Here is a 12,693-nt window from a genome sequence, read left to right on the forward strand (position 1 = left end):
TCGCGGGCGGAGGAGGTTTGAGGGGAGCTGCCCCTAGTACGAGAGGACCGGGGTGGACGGACCGCTAGTGTGCCAGCTGTTCCGCCAGGAGCACCGCTGGGTAGCTATGTCCGGCAGGGATAAGCGCTGAAGGCATCTAAGTGCGAAACCCGCCTCAAGATGAGACCTCCCAGGGCGTAAGCCCTCTGAAGGCCCCTGGAAGATCACCAGGTTGATAGGCCGCAGGTGTAAGCGCTGTAAGGCGTTCAGCCGAGCGGTACTAATCGGCCGTGCGGCTTGACCACGTTGAACTCATACATTCGAGACGTCGCTTGGCTACACTCGAGAATCATCGTGTTCGATTGCCACTCAGTTCCCGGTGGCGATGCCGGAGGGGCCACACCCGTTCCCATCCCGAACACGGAAGTTAAGCCCTCCAGGGCCGATGGTACTGCGCTGGTAACGGCGTGGGAGAGTAGGTCGTCGCCGGGTTAATTCAAGCGCCCGGGCCGCAAGGTCCGGGCGCTTTCGTTTGTCCCCGCGCGCCTAGACGATCAGGCGCGAAAGCGAGATCAGCACGCTCTGCACCAGCGCGATCGCCGGCCCCACGACATAGCGCGTGACTCCCGAGAACACGGCCAGGATCAGGATGATCGGGCCGTACTGCTCGAGCTTGTGGATCGCGCCCCACGAGGCGCGCGGGAAGAAATACGGGAGGAAGTGTCCGCCGTCCAGCGGTGGCAGCGGGATCAGGTTGAACACGCCCAGGCCGACGTTGAGGATGAAGACCATGGCCATGACGTTGCGAAGCGGCTCGACGACGATGGGCAGGGCGGTGACCGGCACCAGGAGCCGATACACCACGAGCCCCACGAACGCGAGGATGAAGTTCGCGAGCGGTCCCGCCGCAGCGACCGCCGCCATGTCGCGGACGGGGTGGCGCAGGTTGTAGGCATTGACCGGCACCGGCTTGGCCCAGCCGAATCCCACGAGGATCAGGGCGAGCGCGCCGAGGGGGTCGATGTGAGGCAGGGGATTGAGCGTGAGCCGTCCGTGGAGCCGCGCGGTGGGGTCGCCGAGGCGGTCGGCGACCAGCCCGTGGGCCAGCTCGTGAACCGTGACCGCGAGGAGCAGGGCGGGAAGCTGGAGAACGAGGCGGATGAGGAAGGCGGAGGGATCGGAGAAGAGATCCGTCATCCGCGGCCCGCGGGCACGCGATCATCGGCGCCGCTCTCGTCGGCTATCGCGTCACCCGGCACGCGGTAGCGCTCGTCCAGCCATACCCCGAGGTCGATCAGGCGGCAGGCGAGCGAGCAGAACGGGCGATGCGGGTTTCCCGACCACGCGATGGGAGTCGCGCAGCGCGCGCAGCGTGGCGAGCGCGCGGCGGCGCGGCGAACGGGGGTCACGCCCGCATCCTATCGGCGCTTCGCCGCGACTGTCAACCGCGCGTGGCGTTCCGGGGGGCGCGGTTGACTTCGCGGAGGCCGTTCGTTAGAGTCCGACCGTGTTCCGGCTCTTCCCGCGCGAGGAGAAGTTCTTCGACCTCTTCGAGCAGCAGGGGGCCAACATCGTGGCGGCGGCCCGCGCCCTCGAGACCCTGACCCTCGACTATCCCAATGCCAAGACGCACGCGCAGGCCATCGAGGACCTCGAGCACGCCGGCGACACCCTGACCCACGAGTTGGTCAGGCGGCTCAACACCACGTTCATCACGCCCATCGATCGTGAGGATATCTACGCGCTGTCGAGCCGCCTCGACGACGTCCTCGACCTCATCGACGCCGTGGCCGACCGGCTGCTCCTCTACAAGATCGCCGCACCCACCGAGAGCTGCGTGGCCATGGCCAAGATCATCGTCAAGGCCGCCGAGGAGACGGACCGCGCCGTGCATTGCTTGCGCGATCTGTCGCCGTTCTACCACAAGCACTGCGTGGAGGTGAACCGGCTCGAGAACGAGGCCGACCGCCTTCTCCGCGACCAGCTCGCCGCGCTGTTCGAGGGCCGGGTGGATGCCATCGAGGTGATCAAGTGGAAGGAGCTCTACGAGACGATGGAGGAGGTCACCGACCGCTGCGAGGACGTGGTCAACGTGATCGAGGGCATCGTCCTCAAGATGGCGTGACGGCCCCCTCGGTGGCTTCCCCGCGCCCGCGCGCATGACGATCTCCCTCGGCCTCCTCGCCTTCATCATCCTCATCGCGCTCGCCTTCGACTACATCAACGGCTTCCACGACGCCGCCAATTCCATCGCCACCGTGGTGTCGACCCGCGTGCTCACGCCGATGCAGGCGGTGGCGTGGGCGGCGGTGTTCAATTTCGTGGCCGCGTTCGGCTTCGGCGTCAACGTCGCGAAAACGGTGGGCAAGGGCGTGGTCGACGCCGCCATCGTCGATCACTGGGTGATCCTCGGCGGGCTCTGCGGCGCCATCGTCTGGAACCTCATCACCTGGTACTACGGCATCCCGTCCAGCTCGTCCCACGCCCTCATCGGAGGCTTCGCGGGCGCCGCGGTCGCGAAGGCCGGCTTCGGCGCGCTCCTCGCCTCCGGCCTGATCAAGATCGCGGTGTTCATCGTGCTCGCGCCGGTGCTGGGGCTCGTGCTCGGCTTCATCTTCATGACCTTGACGCTCCTGACTTTCCGCAATGCGCGCCCGAGCCGGGTGGATGCGCTCTTCCGGCGCCTGCAGCTCGTCTCCGCGGCGTTCTACAGCCTGGGCCATGGCACCAACGACGCCCAGAAGACGATGGGGATCATCGCGATCCTCCTGTACTCCTCCGGGCACCTCGGCTCCGAGTTCTACGTGCCGTTCTGGGTGGTACTGGCCGCCCATGCCGCGATCGGCCTCGGCACCCTCGCCGGTGGGTGGCGCATCGTGAAGACCATGGGGATGCGGTTGACCAAGCTGCGCCCCGTGGGCGGTTTCTGCGCGGAGACGGCGGGCGCGATCATGCTGATCGGCACCGCGGTGGGCGGTATCCCCGTGAGTACCACCCACACCATCACCGGCTCCATCATGGGCGTGGGAACCACCCAGCGACTCTCCGCCGTGCGCTGGGGCCTCGCTGGCCGTATCGTATGGGCGTGGATCCTCACGATTCCGCTCTCGGCGCTCCTCGCCGGGCTGACCTGGCTCCTGCTGCCCCACGGGTGATCCCCGGGCGGGGCGCGGGCCGCAGCCTGCGGGACCGTCTCCTCCTCATCTTTCTCGCCGCCCTGGGACTGCCGCTCGCCTACCTGCCGCCGCCGGCAGGCCGCTGGGTCGGCGCGCGCCTCGGCGATCTCGCTTGGGGACTCCTGCGTGGGCGACGGCGCATCGTGATGGAGAATCTCGAGCGCGCCTTCGGCGCCGAGCGACCCGCCGCCGACCTCGCACGCATCGGCCGGGACTCGTTTCGGCACCTGGGCCTCAACGTGGTGGAGGCCTGCGAGTTCTTCTTTCGTCCCCCGGAGCGGCTCCTGTCCCGCGTCGAGGTGCGCGGCCTCGAGCACCTGGCTGCCGCCTCCGCGCGCGGCCGCGGCGTGCTTGCCCTCACCGGCCACCTCGGTAACTGGGAGCTCCTGGCGGCGAGCGCGGTGCTGATGCCGGTCCCCCTGTCCGCGGTGGTGCGCCCCCTCGATGATCCGCTGCTCGACGAGATCCTCGAGCGGTTACGCGCGCGCGGGCGCTTTCAGACGATCGTCAAGCACCGTGCCCTCGTGGACATCCGCGACGCCCTCCGTCAAGGGCGCATGGTGGGCGTCCTCCTCGATCAGAACGCCTCCCGTCGCGAAGGTGTGTTCGCGCCGTTCTTCGGGGTGCCCGCGTCCACGTCGAAGGGCTTCGCGCTGATCGCCCTCCGCGCGGGTGCGCCGGTGGTGTCGTGCTTCATTCGCCGGGTTGCCGGCGGCCGGCACGTGGTGGAGTTCGGGCCGGAGCTGCCCCCGCCGCCCGGCGGCGATCCGGTCGCCTTCACGCACGCGTTCAACGAGGCCATCGAGCGCGCGATCCGTCGGGCGCCCGAGCAATGGTTCTGGGTGCATCGGCGCTGGAAGACACGTCCCGCCGAGGCCTCGCCATGAGTCGCCCCGCGGTACTCCTCGCGCTGGTGGTCATGGTGGCGAGCGCGCCCGCCTTGGTTCCGGCGGACACCCGGCCGCCCATCGACACGTATCTCCAGGCGCGGGACCACGGCCTCACCGGCGTGGTGACCGGCGAGGCGTTCGCGGAGCCGACCCAGCCGAGCGGCCCGGCGACGCCCTTCAGCGACGTTTCGGTGATGCTTCTTCCTGCCGTGCCTGATTTCGAGGCGGAGCTGGACCAGATCCGCGCCGGCTTGCGCGAGAACGCGCGCGCGTACCTGGCCGCGGCGGAGCGTCTACGGGCGGCGAGGGAGGGCCTCGAGCGGGACCTCGCGTTCTCGGGCGGAGGTGAGCTCGTGCTCGGCGAGGTGACGGACGCCACCGGGCGGTTCCGCTTCGAGAGTGTGCCGACGGGGGGGTGGATCTTGCTCGCCTGGCGTGACGAGCCGCATGCGCAATCGGCTCGACGTATTCGTGCGAAAGGGGCCGGGGACTTCGTCGGGCTCACCCAGATGACGGGCTTCACCGTGGTGACCCTGTGGCGCTTCGCGATCGACGTGCGCCCTGGGGAGCAGGCCGCCGTACGACTCAACGATCGCAATATCTGGCTCACCGTCGTCCGCGAGGACAAGCGGACAGTGGAGCCGCCCAAGGCGACGGACGGCACGGGCTCCAAGCGCCGCCAGGGCCAGCACTAGCGTGCCGCGCCCTGGCGGGCGCCCTGAAGGCTTGCGCCGCCAGGGGGAGCTAGGGCTTCTTGGCCTCTTCCTTCTTCTCGGCCGGCTTCTTCGTCTCCTTCGAAGCCTTGGCGTACTTCTTCTCGCACTCGGCCTTGGCCGCGTCGTCCTTGGCCATCTTCAGGCACTCGGCCTTGGTCTCCTTCTTGGCGGCGGCCTTCTTCTCGCCCTTTTCCTCGGCCTTGGGGGCCTCGGCCGGCTTGGCCGCCGGCGTCTGGGCGACCGCGATACCGGCCATGCTCACCGAGAAGGCTATGCTCACGAGCAGCGCGATCATCTTCTGCATATTCGATTCACCTCCCTTCGCGATCCATTGTCGACACCTATGATGGCTAATGATGTAACTATGCACGAACACTGCGTTCTTACCAAACGTTTAAGTTAGGTTCCTCCCGCCGCTCTGTCAAGGTCTGAAGTCGATTTCGCCCTCCCCCCGTTGACCCATTCACCCCTGCATGCTGTAATCGAGATGTAGCCCTCTCGTATGCAGCCCTCGCTCAACCGGCGACTGTTGGCGCTGCTGGTCTTCTCCTTCGTTGCCCTGGCGTTCTCGGGCAATGCCGGGGCGGAGACCTATCCGTTCGCGGCCCAGGAGCCGTCCCTCGAAGCTCCGCTCGTGCCCTCCGAGCCGTCCGAGGGATCGTCAGGCGGTACCTTCCGGGCGATCGAGATCGAGCTTGGGCTGACCTACTCCCCCGGCAAGCCGGAGGAGCCGGAGGCTGGGCTGGACACCGCCACGCTAACCGGCGACCAATGGGACCCGCTGGCCGGCATGCCCATCGTGGAGCCGGTTCCCGTCCCAGAGACCACTGTTCGGAAGCGCGGGCCGGCCTACGACGTGCCGGACCGGCCCGAGGTCGCCGTCTTCGTCGAGCGCTTTCAGACCGGCTACCGCAGGGCGGTGGTGGAGCGCTGGCTCACCCGGGCGGGTCGGTACATGGACATGATTCGGGATGTCCTCATCGGGCGCGGTCTGCCCGAGGAACTCCTGTGTACCGCGATGATCGAGAGCGGCTTCGACCCGATCGCCGTCTCCCGGGCCGGGGCGAAGGGCCTCTGGCAGTTCATGGCCCCGACCGCCCGCAAGTACGGGCTACGCGTGGACAAGTGGACGGACGAGCGCCTCGACCCGGAGAAGTCCACGCGCGCGGCCGCGGCATATCTGCGTGACCTCTATGCGGCCTATGGCTCGTGGCCGCTCGCCCACGCCGCCTACAACGGGGGCGATGTCCGCATCCTGCGCGCGATGAAGAACCTCAAGAGCTCGGACTTCTGGGACCTCACCCGGGGTCGGCATCTCGCCGAGGAAACGAAGAACTTCGTGGCCGCCATCCAGGCGGCGATCCTCATCGTCCGCGAGCCCGAGCGCTACGGATTTGCCGTGACGCCTGAGGCTCCGCTCCAGTACGAGACCATCCGCGTCTCCGGAGGCACCAAGCTGGTGCGGCTCGCGGAGGAGGCGGGCATCGAGCCTGCGGAGCTTCGCGGGCTCAATTCCGAGCTGCGCATGGGCCAGACGCCGCCCGGCGAGAGCTATGCCCTCAAGGTCCCGGTCGGCGGTGCTGACAAGGTGCGGGTGGTGCTCGAGCGCGACGCGGCCAAGCGGTCCGCGGTGGCAGGGGCCGGGGCGCGCAAGGGTACGCCGGTGACCGCACACGCCGCGTCCGATGGCGTGTACGTGGTGAAGCCCCAGGACACCGTCGGTGGCATCGCCAAGCGCTACGGGGTGTCCGTGGCCGAGATCCGCCGCTGGAACCGGCTCACCGAGGAGTCTCGCATCCGCCCGGGTGACCGCCTCCGCGTCGCGATGGTCACGGCCCGCGAGGACGGCCAGGGCGGCTTCAGGTAACCGAGCGCCCGGCGCCTCCGCCATGCCCACCGTCAGGCTTCGCGACGCCTCCGAGTACCCCGATCCCGCTCAAAAGCTGTTCGAGCTCTCCAAGTCGTGGTTCAACTACGACTTCAGGCAGCCGCCCGCCATGAGCCGGGTCATGGCGTGGGATCCGGAGTTCGGTGGCCCCCACGGCCGCGCCATGAAGCGCGCGCTCACGCCCGGCGAGTTCACCCGCGGCGAGAAGGAGATGGTGGCCGCGGTCGTCAGCGGCGTCAACGCCTGTACCTACTGAGTCCAGGCGCACACTGCAGCCGGGAAGCTGCAGGGCATGGTCGGGGACGCGCTCTGGTACGAGTCCGCGCACGTGGTGGGCATCGCCAATGCGCTCAACGTCGCCGCGGACGGGCTGGCCAGTCTCCCTGCGGTCACCGCGCTGCTGCCGCCGGTGGCTGGCGAGGGCGGCCCGGCGGCGGCGGCGCTCTTTGCGGAGATTCGCGCGTTCTATGCGCGGGCCGAGGTGCCGCCCGTGTTCCGCTTCCTCGCTCGCGATCCCGCCTACGCGGCGGACGTGTGGGGAGCCACGCGCCGGGCCTTCGAGGACAATCGGCTGTCGCGACGGCTCAAGGAGTCACTGGCCTTCGCGATCTCGCTCACGACGCGCTCCGCATGGGGCATCGCATTTCACCTGGAGGAGATGCGCCGGCTGGGCGTGGGCGACGGCGGGGTGATGGAAGTGATCGGGGTGACGCAGATGTTCTCGAGCTACACGAAGATCGCCGACACGCTGCAGCTCGAGCCGGACATGGGGCACATCGCGCCGCCCGACGAGTCGCCGGCGCCGGGTGGCGCGGTCCGGAGCTAGGCGTCAGGCGAGGGGCGGCCCGACGGGAATGCGCGGCAGGATCGTGTTGGGCACGGTCACGTGCTCGATGCAGCGGATGCAGAAGAAATCCATCTCCTGCCCGGCGCGCGTGCCGTGAAACTCCAGCGGGTGCCCGCACCAGCCGTGGTGCAGCTCGCCGTCCGTGTGGAAGTACACGGCGACAATGGGCGGGATCTCACGCGGGTTTCCGTCCTCGGCCCGCGGGCCGCGACGGCCTCCCAGGCGGGTACGGCGGCGAACGGGAGCCCGGCGAACCGGTGCTTCCTGCTCTGGCGTGGTAATCGGGGCGACTGCCATGGCTCGGTCCCTCCCTGGGATCCGCTGACTTGGCTTCGGTCGAGCCGTCCAATGAGCAAGTCACGTTCCAGGGCTGACACCTAGTCGCAACTCATTGATTTAGTGGATTGAGGAACTCTTCCCCTTCTCGACGGGCCGCCGGGAAGCCTCAAAGAATTCGAGTGCTGGTCCTGTGGCTGACGCTTTTTGTAGTCTGGCTGACAGTCTGATGTCGTAGCCCGGGCTATAATGAGCGCGCCTGGTGCCCCACACACGAGGAGCGTGCCCATGAAGCGACTGACCGCCGTGCTGGCCTTGATCGCGATAACCGTCCTGCCCGTTCTCTGGACTGCCGAAGCCTGGGCTCGGGCAGGGGGTGGTGGCTCGAGCGGAAGCCGCGGCTCGCGGAGCTATTCGTCACCGGCGGCGCCTTCCTCGTCGCCCGGCTCCTCCTCGCTGAATCGCCCCGCGCCACCGCCGCCCACGAGCTATCAGCATCCAGCCCCGGTGTCCCGTCCGGGCTGGGGATTCGGCGGAATGCTCGGCGGGCTCTTGCTGGGCGGCCTCATCGGGAGCCTCTTCTTCGGCGGCATGGGCCATGGGGGGATCGGGCTGCTGGAGATCGTGCTGATCGGCGTGCTCGCGTACGTCGCCATTTCCTTCCTGCGCCGACGGCAGTCCGCTCCGGCGGTGCCCGCGGGCTACGCCGATCCCGGCGAGCCGCCCGCCTCGTGGCGCCCTGAGCCGGCGCCGGGCACCGCGGTCCTGAATGCGCCTTCGGCGGTCGACACGGATCTCGCCCGAGGCGTTTCGCACATTCGTCAGATGGATCCGCGCTTCGATCCCGCCCGCTTCACCGAGCCAGCCTCGGACATCTTCTTCCAGGTGCAGGCGGCGTGGATGGCCCGCGACATGGACGGCGTGCGCCCCGTGCTGACCGAGGAGATGGGGGCGAGCATGCAGGCCCAGTGTGATCAGCTCAAGGCGCAGCGCCGGGTGAACCGGCTGGAGAACATCGCGGTCCGCGCGGTCGACGCCACCGAGGCGTGGCAGGAGAGCGGCCGGGACTTCGTGACGGTGCGCTTCCTCGCGAGCCTGCTGGACTTCACGACCGACGAGAGCGGCGCCCAGGTGGTCGAAGGAAGCCGGACGGAGCCGGTCAAGTTCGAGGAGTACTGGACCTTCACGCGGCCGGTGGGGCCAGGCCCCTGGCGCCTGTCGGCGATCCAGCAGGCCGGCTGAGCCGCGACGCGCGCTAGCGCCCTCGGCTCGAGGCCGGGGGCGCGGCGCTCACTGCCAGGGCCGCCCCTCGCAGATGGGGCAGTTCTCGACCTCGCGCTGGCAGAGGCACTGCGGGCAATACCACGCCTCGTTCACCGCGCGTAGCTCGCTCCCGCACGTCTCACAGCGCGCCCGCTCGCGGGGCGGCGTCTGGTGGAAGATGCAGTGGGCGATCATGTGAATCGCGCCCGTGGCGACCTTGGGATGCCTCGCGCGTTCGAGAACGGGCATGGGATGGGCTCTCAGTCCGCGTGCGCCAGGGCGAAGCGCGGGGCCCACTGCCCCGGCGCGCGACGATTCATGTCGAGGCTCGGCATCCCTCGCAGCGGCAGCGAGACATGCTCCTGGCAGTCGGCGCAAAAGAAGTCCACGACGAGACCGTCGCGCGTCCCGTGATACTCGAGTGGCCGCTCGCAGCGCGAATGCCAGACGGTGCCATCCGTTCCCATGAACGCGTCCATCGCGGCTCCTTTCTTCTCCTACTGCTGCAACATATGGGGAGCAAGTTCCGTTCCATGGGTGCGACAACCAATACCCTCCAATGTTCCGGCTATTTGGCAGTCGTGACGGACCTGAGACAGTGACGCTCCTGGTAGGACGGACTCCCTTCCGAGCGACGTTTATTGCTGGCTGTCAGGGCGGCTTGACCGCAGCGCGTCGGGGCGCTAGGCTCTGCGGGCCAGAATGACAATCGCAGCGCGCGGATCGGCTGAGCCGGTCACGCGGGCCGCCCCCGAGGAGCGTCGATGATCACCGGCAGCCGCAACGTCACCATTCCCGATCAGACCATCACGGACTATGTGCTCCGCCACTGCGCCCGCCTGGGCGACAAGCCGGCGCTGATCGATGGTCCCAGCGGTCGCACGCTGAGCTATCGCCAGCTCGCCGACGCGATTCGCCGCGCGGCCGCTGGTCTGGCCGCGCGCGGCTTCAAGAAGGGCGATGTGCTCGCCATCTACAGCCCGAACCTCCCCGAGTACGGGGTGGCGATGCTGGCGGCGGCCACGCTCGGCGGCGTCACGACGACCGCGAACCCGCTCTACACCGCGGACGAGCTCGCCAAGCAGCTCCAGGACTCGCGTGCCAAGCTGCTCGTGACCGTGCCGCCCTTTCTCGACAAAGCGAAGGAAGCGGCGCAGAAGGTCGGCATTCAGGACGTCTACGTCTTTGGCACCGCCGAGGGCGCGCGGCCCTTCGCCGAGCTGCTCCAGGCGGGCGATCAGCCCCCGAAGGTCGTCATCGATCCCGCCAAGGACCTCGTGGTGCTGCCGTACTCCAGCGGCACGACCGGGCTGCCCAAGGGCGTGATGCTGACGCATCGGAATCTCGTGGCCAATCTCTGCCAGGCGGAGGCCATGGAGAAGTTCGACGGCTTCAGCGAGCGGGACGTGATCATGGCGTTCCTGCCGTTCTTCCACATCTACGGGATGGTCGTGATCATGATGTTCGGCCTCGCCGGCGGCGGCACCATCGTGTCGATGCCGCGCTTCGACCTCGTCGAGTTCCTCACGCTGGTCCAGAAGTACCGCGCGACCATCCTGCCTCTCGTACCGCCGGTGGTGCTCGGCATGGTGAAGCATCCCGCGGTGGCCCAGTTCGACCTCTCGAGCGTGCGTCTCGTGTTCTCGGGCGCGGCTCCGCTGGGCGAGGACATCGCGCGCGAGCTCTCCAAGAAGCTCGGCTGTCCGGTGGTGCAGGGCTACGGGATGACGGAGGCGAGCCCGGTTACCCATCTGAGCCCCACTCACGATGCGCCGATGAAGCCCGGCTCGGTGGGCCGCGTGGTGCCCGGCACCGAGGTCAAGATCGTGGATGTGGTCACGCTGGAGGACGTGGCGCAGGGCACCGAAGGGGAGCTCTGGATCCGCGGCCCCCAGATCATGAAAGGCTATCTGGGCCACCCGGAGGAGACCGCCGCGTGCCTCGATCGGGAGGGCTGGTACCACACCGGCGACGTCGGCTACGTCGATCCCGACGGCTTCTTCTTCATCGTCGACCGGACCAAGGAGCTCATCAAGTTCAAGGGTCTCCAGGTCGCGCCGGCCGAGCTGGAGGCCTTGCTCGTGACGCATCCCGCCGTCCTCGACGCCGCGGTCGTGCGCAAGGCGGACGCGGAGGCCGGCGAGGTGCCGAAGGCCTACGTGGTCCTCAAGCCCGACGAGGCGTCGCGCAAGACCTCGGCGGAGGAGATCATGGGCTGGGTGGCGGAACGCGTGTCTCCGCACAAGCGCGTCCGCCATCTCGAGTTCATCGACCAGATCCCGAAGTCGGCGTCCGGCAAGATCCTCCGCCGCATGCTGATCGACCGGGACCGGTGAGCCCGCGGGGGACGCGGCCGAGCTTCGTCTTCATCCTGGCCGACGATCTCGGGTACTCGGATCTCGGCTGCTACGGTGGGCGGACGCCGTGCTCGCCCGAGCTCGATCGGCTCGCCGCGCAGGGGCTGCGGTTCACCGACGGCTACTCGAACTCCCCGGTGTGCTCACCCACTCGCTTCGCCCTCATCACCGGGCGCTGGCAGTACCGCCTGCGGGCCGGCAACGACGAGCCCATCGCGAGCCGCCACCGCGGTAATCCCGTCCTGGGGCTGCCGCCCGAGCATCCCACCCTGCCGTCGCTGCTCCGCGCCGCGGGCTACACCACCGCCCTCGTCGGCAAGTGGCACCTGGGGTTCCTCCCGCATTTCGGCCCCCTCAAGAGCGGCTACAGCGAGTTCTTCGGGCCGATGAGCGGCGGCGTGGACTACTTCACCCATCGCGACTCCGCGGCTCAGCACGACCTCTTCGAGGGCGAGGCGGAGTCGCCGCGCGCGGGCTATCTCACGGATCTCATCTCGGAGGGGGCGGCGGCCTTCATCGAGCGGCAGCGCGGGCGGGAGGCGCCGTACCTCCTCTCCGTGCACTACACCGCGCCCCACTGGCCCTGGGAGACGCGCGCCGACGAGGCCGTGGCGCGCACGCTCGAGCGGATCAGCCACACCGACGGCGGCTCGGTGCCGACTTACCTCGAGATGGTGCGGCAGATGGACGAGGGCATCGGGAGAATCCTGCGCGCGCTCGACGCCACGGGCGCCGCCGCGGACACGCTGGTGGTCTTCACCAGCGACAACGGCGGCGAACGCTTCTCGGATACGTGGCCGATGGTCGGGAAGAAGATGGATCTGCTCGAGGGAGGGATCCGCGTGCCCTACATCGTGCGCTGGCCGGGGCGCATCGCGCCGGGCGGCGTCACCGCGCAGCAGGCCCTCACCATGGACTGGACCGCCACCATGCTGGACGCGGCGGGGGTAGCCGCGCATCCCGACTACCCGCTGGACGGCGTGAGCCTGCTCCCGGTGCTGGAGAATCCCCACGCGACGATCGCGCGGGACCTCTACTGGCGCATGAAGTTCCGCAACCAGAAGGCGCTGCGCTCGGGCGACTGGAAGTATCTCGCCCTGGACGGCGACGAGTTCCTCTTCGACCTCGCCAAGGATCAGCGCGAGCGGGCGAACCTGGCCCGCCGTCACCCCGAGCGCCTGGCCGACCTCCGTGCGCGCTACGCGGCGTGGGAGGCGACGCTGCCGCCCATCCCCCCCGACGCCACCGTCAGCATCCCGTACACGAAGGCCGACCTCGCGCAGCCGTCCTAGGCCGCTAGC

16 protein-coding genes and 2 rRNA genes are annotated in these 12,693 nt (G+C 68.7%); 12 read left to right on the plus strand and 6 right to left on the minus strand.

The annotated features are described in order from the left end of the window. Together VFX14_17780 and rrf are read left to right on the plus strand one after the other, a co-directional pair. Positions 1 to 284 (plus strand): 23S ribosomal RNA (locus VFX14_17780); the annotation flags it as partial. A 70-nt stretch (positions 285 to 354) separates the two neighbouring features. Then, a 5S ribosomal RNA gene (rrf, locus tag VFX14_17785) occupies positions 355 to 471 on the plus strand. Positions 472 to 525: 54 nt separating this feature from the next. Here the strand turns inward: rrf and VFX14_17790 are convergent. Together VFX14_17790 and yacG are read right to left on the minus strand one after the other, a co-directional pair. After that, entirely contained in the window at positions 526 to 1,176 is a 651-nt protein-coding gene (locus tag VFX14_17790; protein ID HEU5191541.1) for a site-2 protease family protein, read from the minus strand. After that, positions 1,173 to 1,388 (minus strand): DNA gyrase inhibitor YacG, encoded by a 216-nt coding sequence (yacG, locus tag VFX14_17795; protein HEU5191542.1) that lies wholly within the window; start codon positions 1,386 to 1,388, stop codon positions 1,173 to 1,175. Before yacG ends, VFX14_17790 begins: the two co-directional genes overlap by 4 nt. A gap of 98 nt (positions 1,389 to 1,486) precedes the next feature. Here yacG and VFX14_17800 point away from each other — a divergent pair, with 98 nt between their 5' ends. The 4 genes from VFX14_17800 to VFX14_17815 are packed head-to-tail and all read left to right on the plus strand — an operon-like array spanning position 1,487 to position 4,740. Then, complete coding sequence (locus VFX14_17800) at positions 1,487 to 2,104, plus strand: DUF47 domain-containing protein (protein ID HEU5191543.1); 618 nt, start codon at positions 1,487 to 1,489, stop codon at positions 2,102 to 2,104. A 34-nt stretch (positions 2,105 to 2,138) separates the two neighbouring features. Continuing rightward, a complete protein-coding gene (locus tag VFX14_17805) occupies positions 2,139 to 3,134 on the plus strand; it encodes an inorganic phosphate transporter (GenBank protein ID HEU5191544.1) in 996 nt (331 codons plus the stop codon). After that, positions 3,131 to 4,042, plus strand: coding sequence for a lysophospholipid acyltransferase family protein (locus tag VFX14_17810; GenBank protein ID HEU5191545.1), 912 nt, complete (start codon positions 3,131 to 3,133; stop codon positions 4,040 to 4,042). The genes VFX14_17805 and VFX14_17810 overlap by 4 nt, the downstream gene beginning before the upstream one ends. Next, positions 4,039 to 4,740 carry a hypothetical protein gene (locus tag VFX14_17815; protein HEU5191546.1) on the plus strand — a complete coding sequence of 234 codons (702 nt, stop codon included), beginning with the start codon at positions 4,039 to 4,041 and terminating at the stop codon, positions 4,738 to 4,740. The genes VFX14_17810 and VFX14_17815 overlap by 4 nt, the downstream gene beginning before the upstream one ends. Before the next feature lie 49 nt (positions 4,741 to 4,789). Here VFX14_17815 and VFX14_17820 read toward each other — a convergent pair whose 3' ends face one another. After that, positions 4,790 to 5,065 carry a hypothetical protein gene (locus tag VFX14_17820; protein ID HEU5191547.1) on the minus strand — a complete coding sequence of 92 codons (276 nt, stop codon included), beginning with the start codon at positions 5,063 to 5,065 and terminating at the stop codon, positions 4,790 to 4,792. 198 nt (positions 5,066 to 5,263) lie between these two features. On the opposite strand from VFX14_17820, the gene VFX14_17825 reads away from it, so the two are divergent. The 3 genes from VFX14_17825 to VFX14_17835 are packed head-to-tail and all read left to right on the plus strand — an operon-like array spanning position 5,264 to position 7,475. Beyond that, a complete protein-coding gene (locus VFX14_17825; GenBank protein ID HEU5191548.1) occupies positions 5,264 to 6,628 on the plus strand; it encodes a transglycosylase SLT domain-containing protein in 1,365 nt (454 codons plus the stop codon). 22 nt (positions 6,629 to 6,650) lie between these two features. Then, on the plus strand, positions 6,651 to 6,905 hold the full coding sequence (locus VFX14_17830) for a hypothetical protein (GenBank protein HEU5191549.1): 255 nt from the start codon (positions 6,651 to 6,653) through the stop codon (positions 6,903 to 6,905). A gap of 36 nt (positions 6,906 to 6,941) precedes the next feature. Then, positions 6,942 to 7,475 carry a carboxymuconolactone decarboxylase family protein gene (locus tag VFX14_17835; GenBank protein ID HEU5191550.1) on the plus strand — a complete coding sequence of 178 codons (534 nt, stop codon included), beginning with the start codon at positions 6,942 to 6,944 and terminating at the stop codon, positions 7,473 to 7,475. Between the two features lie 3 nt (positions 7,476 to 7,478). On the opposite strand, the gene VFX14_17840 is transcribed toward VFX14_17835, so the two are convergent. Then, positions 7,479 to 7,793 carry a hypothetical protein gene (locus VFX14_17840; protein ID HEU5191551.1) on the minus strand — a complete coding sequence of 105 codons (315 nt, stop codon included), beginning with the start codon at positions 7,791 to 7,793 and terminating at the stop codon, positions 7,479 to 7,481. Positions 7,794 to 8,060: 267 nt separating this feature from the next. Between VFX14_17840 and VFX14_17845 the strand changes: the two genes are divergently transcribed. Next, entirely contained in the window at positions 8,061 to 9,014 is a 954-nt protein-coding gene (locus VFX14_17845) for a Tim44 domain-containing protein (protein HEU5191552.1), read from the plus strand. Between the two features lie 48 nt (positions 9,015 to 9,062). On the opposite strand, the gene VFX14_17850 is transcribed toward VFX14_17845, so the two are convergent. After that, positions 9,063 to 9,284: a hypothetical protein gene (locus tag VFX14_17850; protein HEU5191553.1), complete on the minus strand. Its 222-nt coding sequence runs from the start codon at positions 9,282 to 9,284 to the stop codon at positions 9,063 to 9,065. 11 nt (positions 9,285 to 9,295) lie between these two features. Further along, positions 9,296 to 9,514 (minus strand): hypothetical protein, encoded by a 219-nt coding sequence (locus VFX14_17855; protein ID HEU5191554.1) that lies wholly within the window; start codon positions 9,512 to 9,514, stop codon positions 9,296 to 9,298. A gap of 285 nt (positions 9,515 to 9,799) precedes the next feature. Between VFX14_17855 and VFX14_17860 the strand changes: the two genes are divergently transcribed. Together VFX14_17860 and VFX14_17865 are read left to right on the plus strand one after the other, a co-directional pair. Beyond that, positions 9,800 to 11,371, plus strand: a complete 1,572-nt coding sequence (locus tag VFX14_17860) for an AMP-binding protein (protein ID HEU5191555.1) — start codon at positions 9,800 to 9,802, stop codon at positions 11,369 to 11,371. After that, on the plus strand, positions 11,368 to 12,684 hold the full coding sequence (locus VFX14_17865) for a sulfatase-like hydrolase/transferase (protein ID HEU5191556.1): 1,317 nt from the start codon (positions 11,368 to 11,370) through the stop codon (positions 12,682 to 12,684). The genes VFX14_17860 and VFX14_17865 overlap by 4 nt, the downstream gene beginning before the upstream one ends. Positions 12,685 to 12,693: the final 9 nt, after the last annotated feature.

Source organism: Candidatus Methylomirabilota bacterium (genome assembly GCA_035764725.1).
In the GTDB taxonomy this organism is placed as follows: domain Bacteria; phylum Methylomirabilota; class Methylomirabilia; order Rokubacteriales; family CSP1-6; genus DASRWT01.

Coding starts and splice junctions, on each gene's coding strand:
- VFX14_17790 (HEU5191541.1), bottom strand. CDS start 1,176: ATGACGGATCTCTTCTCCGATCCCTCCGCCTTCCTCATCCGCCTCGTT.
- VFX14_17805 (HEU5191544.1), top strand. CDS start 2,139: ATGACGATCTCCCTCGGCCTCCTCGCCTTCATCATCCTCATCGCGCTC.
- VFX14_17815 (HEU5191546.1), top strand. CDS start 4,039: ATGAGTCGCCCCGCGGTACTCCTCGCGCTGGTGGTCATGGTGGCGAGC.
- VFX14_17820 (HEU5191547.1), bottom strand. CDS start 5,065: ATGCAGAAGATGATCGCGCTGCTCGTGAGCATAGCCTTCTCGGTGAGC.
- VFX14_17825 (HEU5191548.1), top strand. CDS start 5,264: ATGCAGCCCTCGCTCAACCGGCGACTGTTGGCGCTGCTGGTCTTCTCC.
- VFX14_17830 (HEU5191549.1), top strand. CDS start 6,651: ATGCCCACCGTCAGGCTTCGCGACGCCTCCGAGTACCCCGATCCCGCT.
- VFX14_17835 (HEU5191550.1), top strand. CDS start 6,942: ATGGTCGGGGACGCGCTCTGGTACGAGTCCGCGCACGTGGTGGGCATC.
- VFX14_17840 (HEU5191551.1), bottom strand. CDS start 7,793: ATGGCAGTCGCCCCGATTACCACGCCAGAGCAGGAAGCACCGGTTCGC.
- VFX14_17845 (HEU5191552.1), top strand. CDS start 8,061: ATGAAGCGACTGACCGCCGTGCTGGCCTTGATCGCGATAACCGTCCTG.
- VFX14_17850 (HEU5191553.1), bottom strand. CDS start 9,284: ATGCCCGTTCTCGAACGCGCGAGGCATCCCAAGGTCGCCACGGGCGCG.
- VFX14_17855 (HEU5191554.1), bottom strand. CDS start 9,514: ATGGACGCGTTCATGGGAACGGATGGCACCGTCTGGCATTCGCGCTGC.
- VFX14_17860 (HEU5191555.1), top strand. CDS start 9,800: ATGATCACCGGCAGCCGCAACGTCACCATTCCCGATCAGACCATCACG.